We start from the raw sequence: 19,011 nt of genomic DNA on the forward strand, positions 1-19,011 counted from the left end.
AACCACTCCTTTATTCATTCATGACCGCGGCTTGTCTCTGACCGCCGACAGGCGCCAGGGCAGGCTACGGCGTAGATATTTCAAACGTCGGCGTAAATGCCCGACCGAGCCTGCAACTCCGGCGTACCGCTGGGCTTCGAATTCCCGGGCGAACGCTTCGATGGCCTCGGCCTGCGCGGGAAAACGCAGGGCCGCGCGTCGGGCGAACGCCTGCGCACCTTCGCCCTGCTGTCGTTTAAGACCATGGCGGGCCAGCAGTCGTTCGAATGCGTTGAACAGCCGCAACTGCGAATCGCTTTCCCGCCGCCAGGGTTTGAACACCCACAGCGCCAGCAAGCCGAGGATCGCCACGGCGCCGCCCGCGAATACCGGCGCGTGAAACCCGGAGAACCAGCGCCCCAGCACCTGCAACTGCTGCTGCCCCTGATAGCCAAGTACCCAGCGCTGCCAGCCGTAGTTGAGGTTATCCCAGCTCATGCGGATCGCGTTGAGCCAGGCCAGATGGCGGTAGCGCAGGGCCGACATCGGCGAGTCACCGAGAAATTCCTCGTCAGCGGCCAGTGCCTGTTCCAGTCCCTGTTCGATTCGCGCCGGTGCCACCGCCGCCGTCGGGTCGACGCTGCGCCAGCCCACACCCGCCTGCCAGTATTCGACCCAGGCGTGGGCATCGAACTGACGCACGCTGATGTAATTTCCGTCAGGGTTCAGCTCCCCGCCCTGATAGCCCGCCACCACTCGTGCCGGTATGCCGGCAGCCCGCAGCACGAAGGTCATCGCCCCCGCGTAGTGCGCGCAGAACCCCGAGCGGCTGCCGAACAGGAAGTCATCGATGCTGTTGGGGCCCAGCGCCGGCGGCTTGAGGGTGTAGTGAAACGGCTGTTCGGCGAAATTCGACAGCACGGCGTCAACCAGCCTGTCGGGCTGAGGGTAGCGCCGGTGCAGGTCGGCCGCCCATTCCCGGGCCTCGGGGTTGACCTTCGCCGGCAGCTGCAGGTCCTGGGAACGGGCGCCGTCGCTGAGGGTGGTTTCCCGCACGGCGTCAGGCCAGGAGTTGACCGTGTAGAGGATCGACTGGTCGATGGGCCGCCTGCGCTGCCAGCGGAAATCGCTCATCTGGCGCACCCCGGCAAGGTCCGTCTCACCCACATCCAGGGTCATCAACCAGGGTTTGCCGGTCGGCTCCATGACCACGCTGTAGCTGACCTTTTCGCCATCGCGGCGCCAGTCCGGCGCATCGGGCACCTGGGCCCGGGATGACTGGGACCAGCGGCGTCCGTCGAACTGTTCAAGGGTCAGGCCGCGCCAGTATTGCTGATCGCGTGGTGGCACCGGCCCCTCGAAACTGGCTCGAAACACCAGCGCAGCCGACTTGCTCAACTCGGTGACATCGGCCGGCGCCATGCTGTCGGACAGACCGGTCAGGGCCTTGTTGCTGGGCTGGGGCAGCGACCACAGCGGGTCCAGGCGCGGAAAGAACAGAAACAGCAGCAACATCAGCGGCACAGCCTGCAAAACCAGCTTGCCCGACAGCATCAGGGTGTCCGCCGGCTTGCTGGCAAAACCGGACTGCTGCAAGCCGATCAGCGCCGCCAGCAGGGTGACGATGGGCAGAATCGTGAACAGTCCCCAGAGCAGGGCATCCTCGAACAGATACCCCACCGACACGCAGAAGAACCCCAGGAAAATCAGCACCAGGGCATCGCGGCGGGTCTGCATTTCCAGCATTTTCAGGATGAACGCCGCGATCAGCAACGCCGCCCCCGCGTCCAGCCCCACCAGGCTGCCTCGGGCCAGGAAGATGCCGCCCGCCGTGCCCACCAGCAACCCGGACTTGACCCAGTTGCCGGGCATGCGCACGCGCATGCGAAAGATCTGGATGCGCCAGAAGGTGCAGGCCAGCCACAGCACGATCAAGGAAACGGGAACGTGCAGGGAAAACGGCACGATGACCAGTGCCTGGGCAATCAGCAGCCAGTTCAGGCTGGTCCTGGGGATGGGCTTGGCAAGATTGCCCAGGGTCATGGCCGCGCGCCCCTCATGCCCGCACGCCGTACAGCGCCAACTGGCGCAGGCAGGCTTCACGATGGGCATCGCCGCTGTCCACCGCCGACAGGAAGCCCGGCAGGCGCAGGGCGAACGGCTGCTGGCGTTGCGACAGCTCCAGCACCCAGTAACACAAGCGCGACAGGCGCTCTTCGATATCGCCGCCCAGCGCCATGAAATCCAGGCACAAATCGTGGCCCGACAGGTCCGTGAACTCCTTGACCATCAGCCCCTGCCCCCGGGACCACGCCTTCCAGTGCATGCGCCGCAGCGAATCGCCGGCCTGCCACGGGCGCAGGCCCTGATAATCGTCGACGCCTTCCCCGCGCGTGGCCTGGCCGTCGTCCTCGGCATGAGGTTGCACCCCTTGCAGCAACGGCATGCTGCCGGGCACCGGGCGCGGGTAGATCAACACCGTCTGCTCCAGGTCCAGCCAGCTCCAGGCGCGGAAGATGCCCAGCGGAAACACACTTTCGACCCGCAGGCGCGGCGCCCGCAGCCAGCCGCGGTTGATCGCAGGCAGGGTCAGCGCCACTTCCTGCTGGCTATGGGCAGCGACGTCGGCCTGTTCGAGCTGTTCGGTGTCCCAGCCCAGGGCGATGGCATGATGGCCGCTGCCGGCACTCTCCAGGCGCAGGCGCAGTTGCACCGGCTCGCCGACGAACACCGAGCGGGCGTTGCTTGCACTGAGCACCAGCCCGGTGAAATTGCGGTAGGTGTGCAGAATCGCGAGGATGCCCACCGACAGCATCAGGAATGTCAGGCCGTAGGCCAGGCTGTTCTGGTAGTTGATCGACACCAGCAACAGTAACACCAGCACGAATGCGTACGTGCCACCGACCCGGGTCGGCAGTATGAAGATTCGACGGTGATTCAGCTCGATCCGCGAGGCCGGGGGGATACGGCGTCCCACCCAGCGCTGCCAGAGCGGCTTGAACTGTTCGATCAAAGCACCGGCACCTCGCGCAGCAGCCACTGGACCAACGCCCCGCCTCCATGCCCGGTGGGGTCGGTACGATCGCGCAAGCGATGGCCGATCACCGCAGGCAGGATCGCCTGGACGTCTTCAGGTATCACGTAATCACGACCGATCAACAACGCCCAGGCCCGCGCCGCCGACAGAATCGCAAGGCTGGCCCTGGGCGACAGCCCGTACGCAAACTGCGGCTGGCTGCGAGTGGCGTCCACCAGGCGCAGGACATAGTCGATCAGCGCATCGCTGGCCCGCACCCGCCGGGCCTCTTCCTGCAAGGCGGCCAGTTGCCCGTGATCGATGATCGGTTCGATGCGCGGCAGCAGCTCGCGGCGGGATTCGCTCTGCAACAGCGCCTTTTCCGCCGAGCGCGCCGGGTAGCCCAGCGACAGGCGCATCAGGAAACGGTCCAGTTGCGACTCGGGCAAGGCAAAGGTGCCGCCCTGGCTGAACGGGTTCTGCGTCGCAATGACAAAAAACGGATCAGGCAGCAGCCGGGTTGCCCCTTCGATGGTCACCTGCCCTTCCTCCATGGCTTCGAGCAATGCGCTCTGGCTCTTGGGGGTGGCCCGGTTGATCTCGTCGGCCAGCACCAGTTCGGCGAAGATAGGCCCCGGATGAAAGGTGAACTGCCCGGTTTCCCGGTTGAAGATCGAGGTACCGAGGATGTCGCCCGGCAGCAGGTCGGAGGTGAACTGGATGCGCTGGAAGCTCAGGCCCAGGACCCGGGCCAGGGTGTGGCTCAAGGTGGTCTTGCCCATGCCGGGCAAATCCTCGATCAGCAGATGGCCCCCGCCGAGCAGGCAGGTCAGGGCCAATCGCACCTGAGGCTCCTTGCCCAGTACCACCTCGTTGATCGCGTTCAGACACAGATCGAGTTTTCTGCCCATTGGAAAGCCTCCCCAGGCGACTGCTCACGGCTCAAGGACCGCAGAAAAGACCTAGCGTACAGCCACTTTAAAATCAGCGTAGGCCTTTTCGCCAGAGCGGGATGGGATTGGGGATGGATTTATTGCACATGGGCGAGGCAGAGCGGCAAGAACGAAGCGTTCCATGGCATTGATCGTCCCCACGCTCTGCGTGGGGATGCCGCCGGGGACGCTCCGCGCCCCGTGACGCGGAGCGTCACATGATCGTTCCCACGCCGGAGCGTGGGAACGATCATTATCCGAACTCAGCGGCCGGCGCGGGATTCGCGAATGTAGAAGCGCGCTTTCTCGGCCTTCTCGTTGCAGCCTTCAAAGGCTTCGAACTGCTGCTGGGTCTTGGCGCCGGTCAGCAACGACAGGGCCTTGGAGTAACTGACGGTACCGGCAAAGCCTTCGGCCTTGGCCAGGTCCAGCTCGTGCCAGGCAGCGTCCAGATTGGTGGCGCAGCTGTCGCGGTAGGCGGTTTTACCGGCGCAGCCTGTGAGAACAAGGGCGAGCAATGGCAGGCAGATCCAGGCTTTCATCGGGTGTTACCTCAACAATGGAAATCGACATTGCGAGTTGGACGGTGCGGCGATGCAAAAGTGCCATAACGGCGCGTCGCAGAGTATCTGTTTTATGTCGCACGGGTTATACAAACACCTGATGATTCGCGGCAGGCTTGGGCGTAGGGTAGAAGCACTGCAACGGGGGACCTGCCAATGAAAAAAAGAATAGCGCTGGTGTTGGGGTCCGGCGGTGCCAGGGGGTATGCGCACATCGGGGTGATCGAGGAACTGGAGCGGCGCGGGTATGACATCGCCTGCATCGCCGGGTGTTCGATGGGGGCAGTGGTCGGCGGGATTTACGCCGCCGGAAAATTGCCGCAGTACCGGGCCTGGATCGAAAGCCTCGATTACCTGGACGTGCTGCGTCTGGTGGACGTGAGCTTTCGTCTGGGGGCGATTCGCGGGGAGAAGGTGTTCGGGCAGATTCGCGAGATCGTCGGCGAGGTGAATATCGAGGACTTGCGCATTCCCTACACCGCCGTCGCGACCGACCTGACCAACCAGCAGGAAATCTGGTTCCAGGAAGGCAATCTGCATGCGGCCATGCGCGCGTCGGCGGCGATCCCCACGCTTTTCACCCCGGTGGTCCAGGGCAACCGCACCCTGGTGGACGGCGGCCTGCTCAACCCTTTGCCGATCGTGCCGGTGGTCTCCAGCCACTGCGACCTGATCGTGGCGGTCAACCTCAACTCCACCAACCAGAAGCAGTATCAGCTCCCGGTGATCGAACGCCCGCCGGCAGTGAAGAAACGCTTCGACAGCCTGATCGCCTCCATCGGCTCGCACCTGCCATTCCGGCGCAAGCTGGAGGTCGGCGGTGGCGATGTGTTGCGGCTGCAGCAGGACAGCCTCAAGGCCACCGCCGCCGTGCTGCCGGATCCCTGGCCTGGCGCGGGAGGCGAGTCGGCCAATCCTCAGGGCCAACAGCCGGCGGCGGCCCCCACCGAACCCGGCGCGCCGAAGTCGGCCAGCGGCGCGGTGATCATCGATAACGTCGGCCCCGCCTCACTGCTGGACCTGATCAACCAGAGCTTCGAGGTCATGCAGACGTCACTGGCGCAATACAAGATCGCCGGTTACCCGCCCGACATCCTGATCAACGTGCCCAAGCGGGTCTGCCGTTTCTTCGAGTTCTACAAGGCCCCGGAGCTGATCGCGCTGGGGCGTGAAATTGCCCGGGATACGCTGGATCGGTACGAGCGCGAGCACTAGGCCGAAATCAGCCGATACCCTACCCCCGCCTCGGTCACGATGAAGCGGGGCGCGGTCGGGTCATCGGCGAGTTTCTGGCGCAGGTGGCCGACGACGATGCGCAGGTAATGGGTATCCTCCACGTGGGTCGGCCCCCAGATGTCCTTGAGCAGTTGCTGCTGGGTGATGACCCGCCCCGGATGCCGCGCCAGTTGCGCAAGGACTGCGTATTCCTTGCGGGTCAGGGCGACTTCGTTGCCGTCGAGCATCACCCGCCGATAGGCAAGATCCACGGTCAGCGGACCGATCACCAGCGCCGACTCGGCTTGACCGGTGTCCGGCGCCTGGCGCAACAGGGCCCGGATGCGCGCCAGAAACTCCTGGATGCCGAACGGCTTGGTCACGTAGTCGTTGGCGCCTGAATCCAGCGCCCGTACCTTTTCCCCTTCACTGGCGCGCACCGACAACACCAGCACCGGCACTGCCGACCATTCGCGGAACTGGCTGAGCACGTCCTGGCCGTCCATGTCCGGCAGGCCCAGGTCGAGCACCAGCAGATCGGGCTTGTTCAGCGCCGCCTGGCTCAGCCCGTCGCTGCCGGTGCCGGCTTCCAGCACTTTGTAACCCTGTGAGGCGAGACTGATGCGCAGGAACTTGCGAATCTGCGGTTCATCGTCGATCACCAGAATGGTTGCCGTCTGGCTCATGGTTGTCCTGTTAAATAGTCACTTGGGACCCGTAGCAGCACGGCTTGCCGGCGGGAACGGTACATCCGTCAGTGATGCATTGCCTGACACGCCGCCCCCGCCGGCAAGCCGTGCTGCTACGGGTCCTCATTTTGTCAGCAGAAGCCTAACCCATTGCCGCCTCGGTTTCCCCCTGGGGCTGCGTCTGCAGCGGCAGGTGCAGGCTGATGCGGGTGCCGCGTCCGTCGATGCCGTCACTCACACTGATCCGCCCGCCGTGGGCGCCGACCATGCCCTGACAGATCGCCAGCCCCAGCCCCGTGCCCTGCCCGCCGCGATCGCCACGGGCGGCGGTGTAGAACATGTCGAAGATCTTCGCCCGTTCATCCTCGGGAATGCCCGGCCCCTCGTCGCTGACTGAAAAAACCAGTTCATCGGACGAGGCGTTCACCTCCATCTGCAAGCGGCCATGGAGCGGCGAAAAGCGCGCTGCGTTTTCCACCACGTTGATCAGCGCCTGCTCGATGAGCGCCGCATGCACGTACAGCAACGGCAGCTCGACGGGCAGCTCGGTACTGACCTGCAACGGCGCCAGCACCGCACGCAGGCGGTTCAGGGTGCTGCCGACGATATCTGCCGGGGCGACCCAGTCCCGGGCCAGTTTCAGCGCACCGTGGCCCAGGCGGGTCATGTCCAGCAGGTTCTGGATGTAGCGATCCAGGCGCTCGGCCTCATCGCGAGTGCCTTCCAGCAGCTCCTGACGATCCGCCAGCGGGATCGCCTCGCCCAGCGCCAGCAGGCTGTCGATGCTGCCACGCATGGCGGTCAGGGGCGTGCGCAAGTCATGGGACACCGAGGCCAGCAAGGCGCTGCGCAGCTGTTCGGTTTCGCCATGCAGGCGGGCGGCTTCCAGGTCTTCGGCCAGCCGCGCGCGCGCCAGCGCCTGACCCAATGGCTGGCTCAGGGCAGTCAGCAGACGTCGGCGCTGGGCTGTGAAACTCTGCCCGGCCCGTGGCCGGACGCCGAGCAACGCCAGCGGCGCATCATCGACCCACAACGGCAGGAACCACCAGGCACCCGACGGCAAGGTGCCGGTGCCCTTGCCCGCAGGTTGGCCGTGCTGCCAGGCCCAATCGGCGGCGGCCCGCTCGAACTCGGACAACTGCAGGGCGCCGCCGCTTTCCACTTTCCAGCCTTGCTGGTTCTGGTTGTCGAGGATGCACACCTCCAGCTCCTGCCAGCCGGCCAGATGCTGCTCGGCGGCGCTGAGCACGGCCTGGCGGTCGGTTGCGGCGGTCAGGCGCCGGGACAGGTCAAGCAGTTCGCTGGTTTCTTCCTGAGTGTCGCGCAGCGCCTGCAATTGCCGCCGTTGCCGGGCCGCGAGGTTGCCGGTCAGGGCGGCCATCAGCAGGAAGAACAGCAAGGTCAGCACGTCTTCTTCGCGCTGGATGCTCAGGGAGAAATTCGGCGGGATGAACAGGAAGTCATAGGCCAGGAACGACAGCACCGAGCAGACCATCGCCGGGCCCACGCTGCTGCGCACTGCCACCAGCAGCACGGCGGCAAGGAACACCAGCGAGATATTTGGCAGTGCCAGCACGCTCGCTACTGCCCAGGCCAGGGCACTGGCGCAGATCGTCGCCAGCACCGCCAGCAGGTAATCGAACCAGGGCGTCGCACGGGGCGTGTTCGAGCGCGGCTGATCAGGCCGCGCTTCGCTGTCTAGCACGTTGATCTCAAGGCCATGGGCGTTACGCAACAACCGGGCCGCCAGGCCACCGCCGAACACACGACGGCGCAACAGAGGCCGCGACTGGCCCACCAGCACCAGGCTAGCCCGACGTTCGGCGGCGTGCTGAATCAGGGTTTTCGCCACTTCCGGGGCACGCAACACCACGACCTCGCCACCCAGGCGTTCGGCCAGTTGCTGGGCGTTTTGCAGGCGGCTGCGGGCGACTTCATCGAAGAACCGGCCGTTATCGACGTGCACCAGGGTCCACGGCAAATGCCGGCGCTGAGCCACGCGGCTGGCATGGCGCACCAGCCGTTCAGCCTGCGCATCGCCGTCCACGCCCACCAGCAATCGGCCGCGTACCGCAGGCGCGGCCTGGCCCAGTTGGCGATAGCCCAGCGCCAGATCGTTATCGACCTGGGCTGCGGCGGTCTGCATCGCCAGTTCGCGCAGGGCGGTGAGGTTGGTCTGAGTGAAGAAGGCATCGATGGCCGCGCGCGCCTGCTCGGGCACATACACCTTGCCGTCGCGCAGACGCTCCAACAGCTCCCGGGGCGGCAGGTCGATCAGCACCAGCTCGAAGGCTTCCTGCAGCACCCAGTCCGGCAGGGTTTCGCGCACCTGTACGCCGGTGATGCCGCGCACCTGATCGTTGAGGCTTTCCAGATGCTGCACGTTGACCGTGGTGTAGACGTCGATGCCCGCCGAGAGCAACTCCTGAATGTCCTGCCAGCGCTTGGCGTGGCGGCTGCCCGGCGCGTTGCTGTGGGCGAGTTCGTCCACCAGTGCCAGTTTGGGACGGGCCTTGAGCAGGCCGTCCAGGTCCATTTCCTCGAGCATCACGCCACGGTATTCGCTGCGCAGCATCGGTTGCTGGGCCAGCCCGCCGAGCAAGGCTTCGGTCTCGCTGCGACCGTGGGTTTCCACCACGCCCACCAGCACCGAAACGCCCTGGCGCAACTGGGTGTGCGCGGCCTGCAGCATGGCGTAGGTCTTGCCAACGCCTGGCGCGGCCCCCAGAAAAACCTTGAGCCGGCCACGGTCGTCCCGGGGAAGAGAGGCCAGCAAGGCGTCGGCGCGGCTGTCTGAATTCACGATGGTTGTCCTGATGCAATGACGCGGTTCACGTTTTTTGTCCTTGTACCTTGCTACACCCGAGCGCCTTCGCCGTACACACCCCCTGTAGGAGTGAGCTTGCTCGCGATGGGTTGTGTCAGTCACTGCATTTGGCACAGACACGCCGCTATCGCGAGCAAGCTCACTCCTACAGGAGAAGGGTGATCCCATCCAGCTACTTGCCCAACTGCAACTCACTCAAACCCTGGTTCAACGCCAGCACATTCACCACCGGCGGGCCGATCAGCGAATGTTCGGTGTTGGCCGCCACCAGCCGCTGCACGGTTTCCCGCGGCAGGTGCCGGGCGACGGCCACGCGGGTTACCTGGTAATCGGCCGCAGCGGGCGACAGATGAGGGTCCAGGCCGCTGCCCGAGGTGGTCAACAGGTTCAGCGGCACCGGCCCCTGCCCTTGGACTTTCTCCTGGGCGGCATCATCGCCGATGCGCTTGGCCAACGCCGGGTTGCTCGGCGACAGGTTGCTCGCGCCGCTGGCCACCGTGGCGTAGGCCCCCGCGGACGGACGCGAATGAAACCACTCTTCACCGGTGAAATTCTGCGCGATCAGTTCCGAGCCGCGCACCTTGTCCTGATCGTCGTACACCAGGCTGCCATTGGCCTGTTCCGGGAACGCCACCTGGGCGACGCCGGTCACCACCAGCGGATATGCCACGCCGGTGATCAGGGTCATCAGCACAATCAGGCTCACGGCGGGACGCACTATAGTCGACATCTCTCAATCCTCGATCAATTCAGTGGCTGCGGCGGTCGCCCTCTGGCAATCACGCCCGCAGCGCAGGTAACGGTTACACCAGGTGCAGCGCGGTCAGCAGCAGGTCGATGAGCTTGATCCCTACAAACGGCACCACGATCCCGCCCAGCCCGTAGATCAGCAGGTTGCGCCGCAGCAGATGCGCCGCGCTCGCCGCCTGCACCCGCACGCCGCGCAGGGCCAGGGGAATCAGCACCACGATGATCAGCGCATTGAAGACGATGGCCGAGAGAATCGCGCTCTGGGGGCTGGCCAGGTGCATGATGTTGAGCACGCCAAGCTGCGGGTAGATCGCCGCGAACAGCGCCGGCAAAATCGCGAAATACTTGGCCACGTCGTTGGCAATCGAAAAGGTGGTCAGCGCGCCACGGGTCACCAGCAATTCCTTGCCGATCTGCACCACGTCCAGCAGCTTGGTGGGGTCGCTGTCCAGATCGACCATGTTCGCCGCTTCCCGCGCCGCCTGGGTGCCGTCGTTCATCGCCATGCCGACGTCTGCCTGGGCCAGCGCCGGGGCATCGTTGGCGCCGTCGCCACACATCGCCACCAGACGCCCGTCGTTCTGCTCCTGACGAATGCGCTCCAGTTTCTTCTCAGGCGTAGCTTCAGCCAGCACGTCATCGACACCCGCCTCGGCGGCAATCGCAGCGGCGGTGAGCGGGTTGTCGCCGGTCACCATCACGGTGCGAATCCCCAGCTTGCGCAGCTCGTCGAAACGTTCGCGGATACCGGGCTTGACCACGTCCTTGAGGTGAATGGCCCCCAAAAGCTTGCCGTCGCCACACACCAGCAGCGGCGTACCACCGGTCTTGGCGATCTTGTCGATTTCCCGGGCCAGCGGCGCGGGCAGGTCGCTGCGATCACGGCCCAGGAACGCCAGCAGCGAATCCACTGCGCCCTTGCGGAACACGCGACCGTCGTAATCGACGCCGGACAAGCGGGTTTCGGCGCTGAAAGGGACGGCGGTCAACTGGCTCGCCGCAGGTTCGGCAAACTGGTGCAGCCCGCGCAGGTATTCGACGATGGACTTGCCTTCGGCGGTGTCGTCCGCCAGCGAGGCCAGCAGCGTGCCTTCGCTCAGTTCCTTGCCACTCACGCCGGGCGCGGCATACACCGCCGCGCAACGACGGTTGCCGAAAGTGATGGTGCCGGTCTTGTCCAGCAGCAGGACGTGCACGTCCCCCGCCGCTTCCACCGCACGGCCGGACTTGGCAATCACGTTCAGGCGCACCAGACGATCCATCCCGGCGATACCGATGGCCGACAGCAAGCCACCGATGGTGGTGGGAATCAGCGTGACCAGCAGCGCCACCAGGAACACCAGCGGCAGGTCGCCGCCGGCGAAATGGGCAAATGGCTGCAGGGTCACGACCACCAGCAGGAAGATCAGGGTCAGGCCGATCAGCAGGATGTCCAGCGCCACTTCGTTGGGGGTTTTCTGGCGCTTGGCGCCTTCGACCAGGGCGATCATGCGGTCCAGGGTCGACTCGCCGGGGTTGGCGCTGATGCGCACCAGCAGCCAGTCCGACACCAGCCGGGTATTGCCGGTGACCGCCGAACGATCACCGCCGGACTCACGAATCACCGGCGCAGACTCACCGGTGATCGCCGCCTCGTTGACCGCCGCGATGCCTTCGATGACCTCGCCGTCACCGGGAATCAGCTCCCCGGCTTCGACGCGCACCACATCGCCCTTGCGCAGGGTGCTGGCGTTGACCGTGATGTAGGCCCCAGTCGCCCCTTGCAGGCGCGCCTTGAGGCCTTCGGTCCCGGCCTTGAGGCTGTCGGCCCGCGCCTTGCCACGGCCTTCGGCCAGTGCTTCGGCGAAGTTGGCGAACAGCACGGTGAACCACAGCCACAGGGCGATCTGCACGGCGACAAAGGTCGGCACGGCAGGATTGGGAATCACACACAGGATCGTGGTCAGGATCGCTGTCAGTTCGACCACCAGCATCACCGGCGCACGTTGCAACTGGCGCGGGTCGAGCTTGACGAAGGCTTGAATCAACGCCGGGCGCCACAGCTGGGCGAAACCGGTTTTGGCCGACTCCGTCACCGGCTGTTGAGCATTTTTGATTACAGGTGCAGGCATGTTCATGATTCGGTCCTCAGAAACCCAGGCTCAAATGTTCGGCAATCGGCCCCAGTGCCAGGGTCGGCAGGAAGGTCAGGCCGCCCACCAGCAGGATGGTCACGGTCAACAGGCTCACGAACAGCGGGCCGTGGGTCGGGAAACTGTTCAGGCCCAGCGGCGCGGTTTTCTTCGCTGCCAGGCTGCCCGCCAGTGCCAGCACCGGCAGGATGTAGCCGAAGCGGCCGATGAACATCGCAAGGCTGAGCATCAGGTTGTGGAACAGCGTGTTGGCACTGAAACCGCCGAATGCCGAACCGTTGTTGGCCGTGGCCGAGGTGTAGGTGTAAAGCAGCTGACTGAAGCCGTGGGGGCCGGGGTTGCTCACCGCACCGGCAGGCCCCGGCAGGGAGGCCGCCAGCGCACCCAGCACCAGCACCCCCACGGGCATCACGATCAGGGTGGCGACCAGCAGCTTCACTTCCCGCGCCTGTAGCTTCTTGCCCAGGTATTCCGGGGTGCGGCCGATCATCAAACCGGCCAGGAACACGGCGATCAGCACGTTGAGCAACATCCCGTAGAGCCCCGCGCCCACACCGCCGAAGATCACCTCGCCGACCATCATGTTGGCCAGGGCGATCATGCCGGTCAGCGGGTTGAGGCTGTCGTGCATGCCGTTGACCGAGCCGTTGGATGCCGCAGTGGTGGTGGTCGCCCACAGCACGGTGGCGGTTGTGCCGAAGCGGGTTTCCTTGCCTTCCATCGGCGCGGTCTGCTCGACCGAGGCCAGGTTCAGCGTCGGGTTGGGCTGGTATTCGGCCCAAAGCGCCGTGGCGCCGCCAATCAGGAACAGCGCCAGCATGCAGGCGATGATCGCGCGGCTCTGGCGCATGTCCTTGACGTAATGGCCGAAGGTGAACACCAGCGCCACCGGGATCAGGATGATCGACACCAGTTCAAAGAGGTTGCTCCAGGCTGTCGGGTTCTCGAACGGGTGCGCCGAGTTGACGCCGAAGAAGCCGCCGCCGTTGGTGCCCAGTTGCTTGATCGCGATCTGGCTGGCCGCAGGGCCCAGGGGAATGGTCTGGTCGGCGCCTTGCAAGGTCACGGCATCCACGTAATGGGCGAAGGTTTGTGGGACGCCCTGCCAGACCAGGAACAACGCCAGCACGATGCACAACGGCAGCAGGCCGTAGAGGGTGGCGCGGGTCATGTCGGCCCAGAAGTTGCCCAGGTGTTGTGTCGAGCGGCGACCGATACCGCGACAGAACGCCACCAGCACCGCGATACCGGTGGCGGCACTGACGAAGTTCTGCACGGTCAGGCCGGCCATCTGGCTCAGGTAGCTCAACGAGGCCTCGCCGCTGTAGCTCTGCCAGTTGGTGTTGGTGACGAAACTCATCGCGGTGTTGAACGCCAGCGACCACTCCATCCCCGGCAAGCCCTGAGGGTTGAGGGGCAGCGCGCCCTGAAACAGCAGAATCGCGAACAACGCGACAAAGCCCGCCAGGTTGAATGCCAGCAGGGCCAGGGTGTAAGTTTTCCAGTTCTGTTCGACCTTGGGGTCAACGCCGGACAGGCGATAGCAGATGCGCTCCACCGGCCCCATCACCGGGGTCAGGAAGGTGCGTTCGCCCTCCATGACCTTGTAGTAGAAACGGCCCAGCAACGGCGCGGGCAGCAGCACCAATGCGAAGAAGGCCAGAATCAGCAGATAGTCATACCCGTGCATGGCCGTCACTCCTCGACCCGGCCAGCGCGCAGCAGCGCCACCAGCAAGTACACGAACAACCCTGCCGCCAACAGCAGTGACACCCCATCCAGAACGCTCATGAAAAAACTCTCCGTCATACGGCGATTGCCGTGTGTAGGAATTGTCGTCATGAGGGGTGTAAAGGAACGAGATCGAGGGTAGGCGCGGGGCATAAAGAAAGCGTAAAGAGTGCCGATTTCACCCCAGTCCGTAGGAGCGCGCTTGCCCGCGACCGCGGTGTGTCAGGGCATCTGATGTTGAATGACACACCGCGGTCGCGGGCAAGCGCGCTCCTACAACAAACGTTATTAACCGCTTTGTACATTTCTTGATACATTCAAGACATCGCGCCGACACCCGACAGGCTCACCCTTCCGCCCCGCTCGCCTGCGCAGTAGCATGGCAGCGTCGTTCCTCACCCGCGGCCTTCCCGGCGGCATCACATGGCGGCAGCAACATGCAAACGACCCCTGACAGCAACACCGCCAACGCTCCGGCTGAAGAGCGGCGCTGGAACACTCGCGCGCTGATCGTCGATGACGACGTGCCGATCCGCGAACTGTTGTGCGACTACCTGGCCCGTTTCAACATCCAGAGCACCGGCGTCACCGATGGCAATGCCATGCGCCAGGCCCTGGCCGAGGAAACCTACGACGTGGTGGTGCTGGACCTGATGCTGCCGGGCGAAGACGGCCTATCGTTGTGCCGATGGCTGCGCAGCACCTCTGACATTCCGATCCTGATGCTGACCGCCCGCTGCGAGCCGACCGACCGCATCATTGGCCTGGAACTGGGCGCCGACGACTACATGGCCAAGCCCTTCGAGCCTCGCGAGCTGGTGGCGCGCATCCAGACCATCCTGCGCCGGGTGCGCGACGACCGCACCGAGGAGCGCACCACCCTGCGTTTCGACAACTGGCGCCTGAACAGCGTGCTGCGCCAACTGACCGCGCCCGACGGTCTCGTAGTGCCGCTGTCCAACGCCGAATTCCGCCTGCTGCGCGTGTTCCTCGAACGCCCGCGCCGGGTATTGAACCGCGAACAACTGCTCGATGCCGCCCGTGGCCGCTCCATCGAGGCATTTGATCGCAGCATTGACCTTTTGGTCTCGCGCCTGCGCCAGAAACTGGGTGACGATCCCAAGTCCCCGCAACTGATCAAGACCGTACGTGGCGAAGGCTATATGTTCGACGCCAGGGACATTGGTTGATCCGCTCGGCCGACACCCTCTTCGCCCGCCTGTTCGGCGGCGCGCTGCTGGCCATCGTCCTGGCGCACCTGCTGGCGTTCATCTGGTTTCACCACTACGGCCCGGCGATGCCGCCACCGCCGCCTGCCGGTCAGCAGAACGCCCACCCCATGCCGCCTGCAGGGGAACAGAGCGAGCTGTCGTCGGCCCTCGACGCCCTGCGCCCGCCCCCACCGCCACCCGGACGCCCGCCGTTTCTCGGCATTCCGCTGATCCCGCTGTTCTTTCAACTGGTCACCCTGGTGATTGCCGCCTGGTTCGGGGCCAAGGCCTTGAGCCGGCCGGTCCAGCGCATCAGTGACGCGGCCGAGCGCCTGAGCGAAAACCTCGACAGCCCACCGTTGACCATCACCGGCCCCAGGGAGGCGCGTCAGGCGGCTGCGACGTTCAACCTGATGCAGGAGCGTATTCGCGAACAGGTGCAGCAACGCGGGCGCATGCTGGCCGCCGTTTCCCACGACCTGCGCACGCCCCTGGCGCGCTTGAAACTGCGCGTCGAACAGATTGAAGAGCCCAGGCTGCATGGCCAGATGACCCAGGATCTGAACGACATGATCGGCATGCTCGATGCGACTCTGACCTACCTGAACGAGCAGCGCACCAGCGAGGCCCTGCAGTACTTCGACGTGCAGGCGCTGATCGAATCGTTGACCGAGAACGCCCAGGACAATGGCGACGACGTGCAGGCCAGCGGTACATGCAAACCGCTGAAATCCCAGCCCATGGCCCTGCGCTCCTGCCTGCACAACCTGATCGACAACGCCCTGCGCTACGCCGGACACGCGCGAGTGGTGATCGAGGATGCCAGCGACAGGCTGCAAGTGCGGGTGATAGATCAGGGCCCGGGCATTGCGGAGAATTTGCGCGAAGCGGTGTTCGAGCCCTTCTACCGCGTCGAGGGTTCGCGCAACCGCAACTCCGGAGGCGTCGGCATCGGCATGACCATCGCCCGGGAGGCCGCCCGGCGCATGGGCGGTGATCTGCGCCTGGAAGAAACGCCGGGCGGCGGCCTGACCGCCGTGCTCGACCTGCCACGTATCTGACTGCTCTTTCCATGCTGGCCGTTCCGAAGGCACACCTGTAGGAGCGCGCTTGCCCGCGACCGCGGTGTGTCATTGACCATCAGGTGCCCTGACACACTGCGGTCGCGGGCAAGCCCGCTCCTACGGTGCATGTACGCAGGCGCCGCGTAAGCCCCGCGTTACAAACCCCACACACCCCCGACACCCACACCCCCGACGCTGCATGAGCCGGTAAACCGAGCCGGCTCTATCCATTCGAAGGGAGGCAGTCCGATGATCTCAGGCATCAGCGGCAGCAGCAGTTATTCCGGGTACGCCAGCTCAAGCAGCACCACCAGCACTGACAAGAGCAAGAAATTCGCCGAGGATCTGCTGAAGAAACTCGACACCAATGGCGATGGCAGCATCGACAAGGATGAACTCAGCTCAGCCTTGTCTTCCGACTCCAAGGACGGGATCACGGTCAGTCTGAGCAAGGCGTTCGGCGATCTGGACAGCAATGACGATGACAGTCTGGACGTCGATGAGCTGGCCGCCATGACCCCGCCACCGCCACCGCCCATGCAGATGGACGCAGGCTCGGCGGCAGACCAGGCCCAGGACCTGTTCAGCGCACTGGATACCGACGGTGATGGCAGCATCAGCGAGTCGGAGCTGACCGCGGCATTGCAAGGCGACGATTCAAGCAGCGACTCGAACACCAGCACCCAGGCCACCGAAGCCTTGAATCGCATGGTCGCGGCCATCAGCCAAAGCTACAACCTCACAAGCAGCGCGACGGCGGGCAAGTACTTGAGTACTTCTGCCTGACAAAAAAAGACCGCCGCCGGGTCAGTGCCCGACGGCGGTCGCGTTGTTACGCCCGGTTTACTTGGGCAACTGCCTTGCGCGGCTGTCGGCCACCCAGTCCAGCAACAGGCTGTAGGCCACTGCCAGCAAGGTCGGGCCGATGAACAGGCCGATGAAACCAAAGGCCAGCAATCCGCCGAACACGCCCAGCAGCACGATCACCAGCGGCAGGTTGCCGCCGCGGCTGATGAGGTACGGTTTGAGCACGTTGTCCACGCCACTGACGATGAACGTGCCCCACAGGCCCAGAAACACCGCCATCCCGTATTCGCCTTTCCAGGCCAGCCACGCCGTGGCCGGAATCCAGATCAGCGGCGGGCCCATGGGCACCAGGCTGAGCAGGAAGGTACCGATGCCCAGCACCAGCGCGCCCGGCACGCCGGCAATCAGGAAGCCGATCAGCGCCAGGATGCCCTGGGCCGCCGCCGTGCCGATCACGCCGTTGACCACCCGCTGCACCGTGCCTGCCACCAGATCGACGTAGTATTGCGCACGATCGCCGATCAGCCGCTCCAGCAGGCTGAGCACGAACGCCGCAAGTCTTGGGCCGTCGCGGTAGAAAAAGAACACGAAAACGATGCTCAGCGTCAGCTCGAGAATGCCGCCGCCGATCTGCGCACTGCGGGCCAGCAGCCAGTTGCCGACCTGCCCCAGATACGGCTTGATGCTCGCCAGCAATGCCGCGCCCTGCTGATCGATGGTGGTCCAGTAGCCCACCAGGCGCTCGCCCACCAGAGGAATGTTGCCAAGCCAGGTGGGTGGATCAGGCAGGCCATCGACCTGCACATCCTTGACGAACACCGTGGCATCGCGCACGTGGTCCGCCAGGTTGAAGCCCAGCCACACCAGAGGCGCCGCCACCAGCAGCATCCAGCCCAGGGTCAGGATACCTGCGGCCAGGGATTCGCGGCCATTCAATGCGCGGGTCAGCAGACGCATCAGCGGCCAACTGGCGAAGGCCAGCACCGCGCCCCAGAACAGCGCCGACCAGAACGGCGCCATCACCCACAGACAGGCGCCCAGCAAGGCGAGCAGAAGAATCTGCACCAACAGGCGGTCGTTATTGAGCATGGATCAGTCCGCTGAAAAGAAATCGAGAGTATTCAAGCATAGGGGCGAACGATGACGTTCACCGTTCCCCGTGATAACGCCAATGATAGAACCTGCATCAGCGAATGAGTTCGATGGCCAGCCCCCGGGTTTGTGCGGCGCCGATTTCAAGCCGCGCCGCGCGCACGCCTGCATCGGTCAGGGCCTGGCGCCAGGCCTCGCTTTGCGCGCCGGACAGGGTCACGCGCACCGTGCTGTCCAGGTTCAGGCCCCGTGACAACAGGGTGATCCAGGGCTGGGCGGGAGCACCACTGAGCATCGGCAAATCCAGATCCCCGGTGCTTTTGAGTTCGCGCAGCAAGGTTGCGGAGGTCGGCAGCAGCTCGCCCAGTGGCGCACTGGCCTGGAACTGCTCGACGTGCAGCAGTGCCCGGCGGTTGCCCCGGGTGATGCTGTACAGCGCCACCAGCGTGTCGTTGGCAGGTTCGGCCAGACGCAGCAGCAGATAGGCCTGGCCGTTGTCGGCGCCGTACAGCCGGGCGTTGCCGAACACCTCGTTGGCCCACAGGCTGCTCTCGCCGCAATCGCGAGCCTGACACCAGAACAACAACTGCGCCCCCTGCTTCTGCAACGCTTCGCGGGCAGCGGTGAACGCTTCGTCGGCGGAACGCTCGGCGGGCAATTGGTAAGTCACGGAAGCCGCATTGCCCCGCGCGGCCACCTGGCCGTCGAAGCGCAACTGGCCGCTGATCTTGCGGATCGAGCCCATGGGGTAGATCCGTTCGAGTTCGACCGCAGGTTTGTAATCGACGATTTCAGCATCGGTGGGGCGCGGCACGATGGAAAAATCCTGACTCCCCGCCACGTCAGCCGCCTGGCTTGCGCTGGCAAAGCCGGTCAGGCACAGCAGCAACCCGAGCGCGTAGCCACGCCCCAGAGGGAAGTTCATAGGCCAGCCATCGGCGGGCACACAAAAACCGGCGCGTTGTGCCGGCTTTGTGAGGAATAACGGGTGGATGAATGGGTG

16 protein-coding genes are annotated in these 19,011 nt (G+C 64.9%); 4 read left to right on the forward strand and 12 right to left on the reverse strand.

Features of this window, described 5'->3' with window-relative positions; all coding sequences use genetic code 11:
- Window positions 1-18 precede the first annotated feature (18 nt).
- The 4 genes from NPS29_RS06140 to NPS29_RS06155 form a co-directional block, all read right to left on the reverse strand.
- Window positions 19-2,022 carry a transglutaminase TgpA family protein gene (locus NPS29_RS06140; protein WP_274131433.1) on the reverse strand — a complete coding sequence of 668 codons (2,004 nt, stop codon included), beginning with the start codon at window positions 2,020-2,022 and terminating at the stop codon, window positions 19-21.
- A 13-nt stretch (window positions 2,023-2,035) separates the two neighbouring features.
- A complete protein-coding gene (locus tag NPS29_RS06145) occupies window positions 2,036-3,019 on the reverse strand; it encodes a DUF58 domain-containing protein (RefSeq protein WP_274131363.1) in 984 nt (327 codons plus the stop codon).
- Window positions 2,989-3,906: an AAA family ATPase gene (locus tag NPS29_RS06150; protein ID WP_274131364.1), complete on the reverse strand. Its 918-nt coding sequence runs from the start codon at window positions 3,904-3,906 to the stop codon at window positions 2,989-2,991. Before NPS29_RS06150 ends, NPS29_RS06145 begins: the two co-directional genes overlap by 31 nt.
- Before the next feature lie 284 nt (window positions 3,907-4,190).
- The gene (locus tag NPS29_RS06155; protein ID WP_166595210.1) at window positions 4,191-4,469 is read right to left on the reverse strand and encodes a hypothetical protein; all 279 of its coding nucleotides are present in this window, start codon (window positions 4,467-4,469) and stop codon (window positions 4,191-4,193) included.
- Between the two features lie 177 nt (window positions 4,470-4,646).
- Between NPS29_RS06155 and NPS29_RS06160 the strand changes: the two genes are divergently transcribed.
- Window positions 4,647-5,705, forward strand: a complete 1,059-nt coding sequence (locus NPS29_RS06160; protein ID WP_274131365.1) for a patatin-like phospholipase family protein — start codon at window positions 4,647-4,649, stop codon at window positions 5,703-5,705.
- Here the strand turns inward: NPS29_RS06160 and NPS29_RS06165 are convergent.
- The 6 genes from NPS29_RS06165 to kdpF all read right to left on the reverse strand — a co-directional run bounded on the left by NPS29_RS06165 (window position 5,702) and on the right by kdpF (window position 13,894).
- Window positions 5,702-6,391 carry a response regulator gene (locus NPS29_RS06165; RefSeq protein ID WP_274131366.1) on the reverse strand — a complete coding sequence of 230 codons (690 nt, stop codon included), beginning with the start codon at window positions 6,389-6,391 and terminating at the stop codon, window positions 5,702-5,704. The genes NPS29_RS06160 and NPS29_RS06165 overlap by 4 nt on opposite strands.
- A gap of 145 nt (window positions 6,392-6,536) precedes the next feature.
- The gene (locus NPS29_RS06170; RefSeq protein ID WP_274131367.1) at window positions 6,537-9,197 is read right to left on the reverse strand and encodes a sensor histidine kinase; all 2,661 of its coding nucleotides are present in this window, start codon (window positions 9,195-9,197) and stop codon (window positions 6,537-6,539) included.
- 196 nt (window positions 9,198-9,393) lie between these two features.
- Entirely contained in the window at window positions 9,394-9,951 is a 558-nt protein-coding gene (gene kdpC, locus NPS29_RS06175) for a potassium-transporting ATPase subunit KdpC (protein ID WP_274131368.1), read from the reverse strand.
- A 73-nt stretch (window positions 9,952-10,024) separates the two neighbouring features.
- Window positions 10,025-12,088: a potassium-transporting ATPase subunit KdpB gene (gene kdpB / locus NPS29_RS06180; protein WP_274131369.1), complete on the reverse strand. Its 2,064-nt coding sequence runs from the start codon at window positions 12,086-12,088 to the stop codon at window positions 10,025-10,027.
- Between the two features lie 10 nt (window positions 12,089-12,098).
- Entirely contained in the window at window positions 12,099-13,793 is a 1,695-nt protein-coding gene (gene kdpA, locus NPS29_RS06185; RefSeq protein ID WP_274131370.1) for a potassium-transporting ATPase subunit KdpA, read from the reverse strand.
- A gap of 5 nt (window positions 13,794-13,798) precedes the next feature.
- Window positions 13,799-13,894: a K(+)-transporting ATPase subunit F gene (gene kdpF / locus NPS29_RS06190; protein WP_037009437.1), complete on the reverse strand. Its 96-nt coding sequence runs from the start codon at window positions 13,892-13,894 to the stop codon at window positions 13,799-13,801.
- Between the two features lie 377 nt (window positions 13,895-14,271).
- Between kdpF and NPS29_RS06195 the strand changes: the two genes are divergently transcribed.
- The 3 genes from NPS29_RS06195 (at window position 14,272) to xopAW (ending at window position 16,895) form a co-directional block, all read left to right on the forward strand.
- Complete coding sequence (locus tag NPS29_RS06195) at window positions 14,272-15,024, forward strand: response regulator (protein ID WP_274131372.1); 753 nt, start codon at window positions 14,272-14,274, stop codon at window positions 15,022-15,024.
- Entirely contained in the window at window positions 15,021-16,106 is a 1,086-nt protein-coding gene (locus tag NPS29_RS06200; RefSeq protein WP_274131373.1) for a sensor histidine kinase, read from the forward strand. The genes NPS29_RS06195 and NPS29_RS06200 overlap by 4 nt, the downstream gene beginning before the upstream one ends.
- Before the next feature lie 252 nt (window positions 16,107-16,358).
- A complete protein-coding gene (gene xopAW, locus NPS29_RS06205) occupies window positions 16,359-16,895 on the forward strand; it encodes a XopAW family type III secretion system calcium-binding effector (protein ID WP_274131374.1) in 537 nt (178 codons plus the stop codon).
- A gap of 57 nt (window positions 16,896-16,952) precedes the next feature.
- Here the strand turns inward: xopAW and NPS29_RS06210 are convergent, their stop codons facing one another.
- Both NPS29_RS06210 and NPS29_RS06215 read right to left on the reverse strand, forming a co-directional pair.
- On the reverse strand, window positions 16,953-18,005 hold the full coding sequence (locus tag NPS29_RS06210; RefSeq protein WP_274131375.1) for an AI-2E family transporter: 1,053 nt from the start codon (window positions 18,003-18,005) through the stop codon (window positions 16,953-16,955).
- Window positions 18,006-18,102: 97 nt separating this feature from the next.
- The gene (locus NPS29_RS06215) at window positions 18,103-18,933 is read right to left on the reverse strand and encodes a DUF4892 domain-containing protein (protein ID WP_274131376.1); all 831 of its coding nucleotides are present in this window, start codon (window positions 18,931-18,933) and stop codon (window positions 18,103-18,105) included.
- Between the last annotated feature and the right edge of the window lie 78 nt (window positions 18,934-19,011).

The organism is Pseudomonas putida, assembly GCF_028682175.1.
In the GTDB taxonomy this organism is placed as follows: Bacteria; Pseudomonadota; Gammaproteobacteria; order Pseudomonadales; family Pseudomonadaceae; genus Aquipseudomonas; species Aquipseudomonas putida_AD.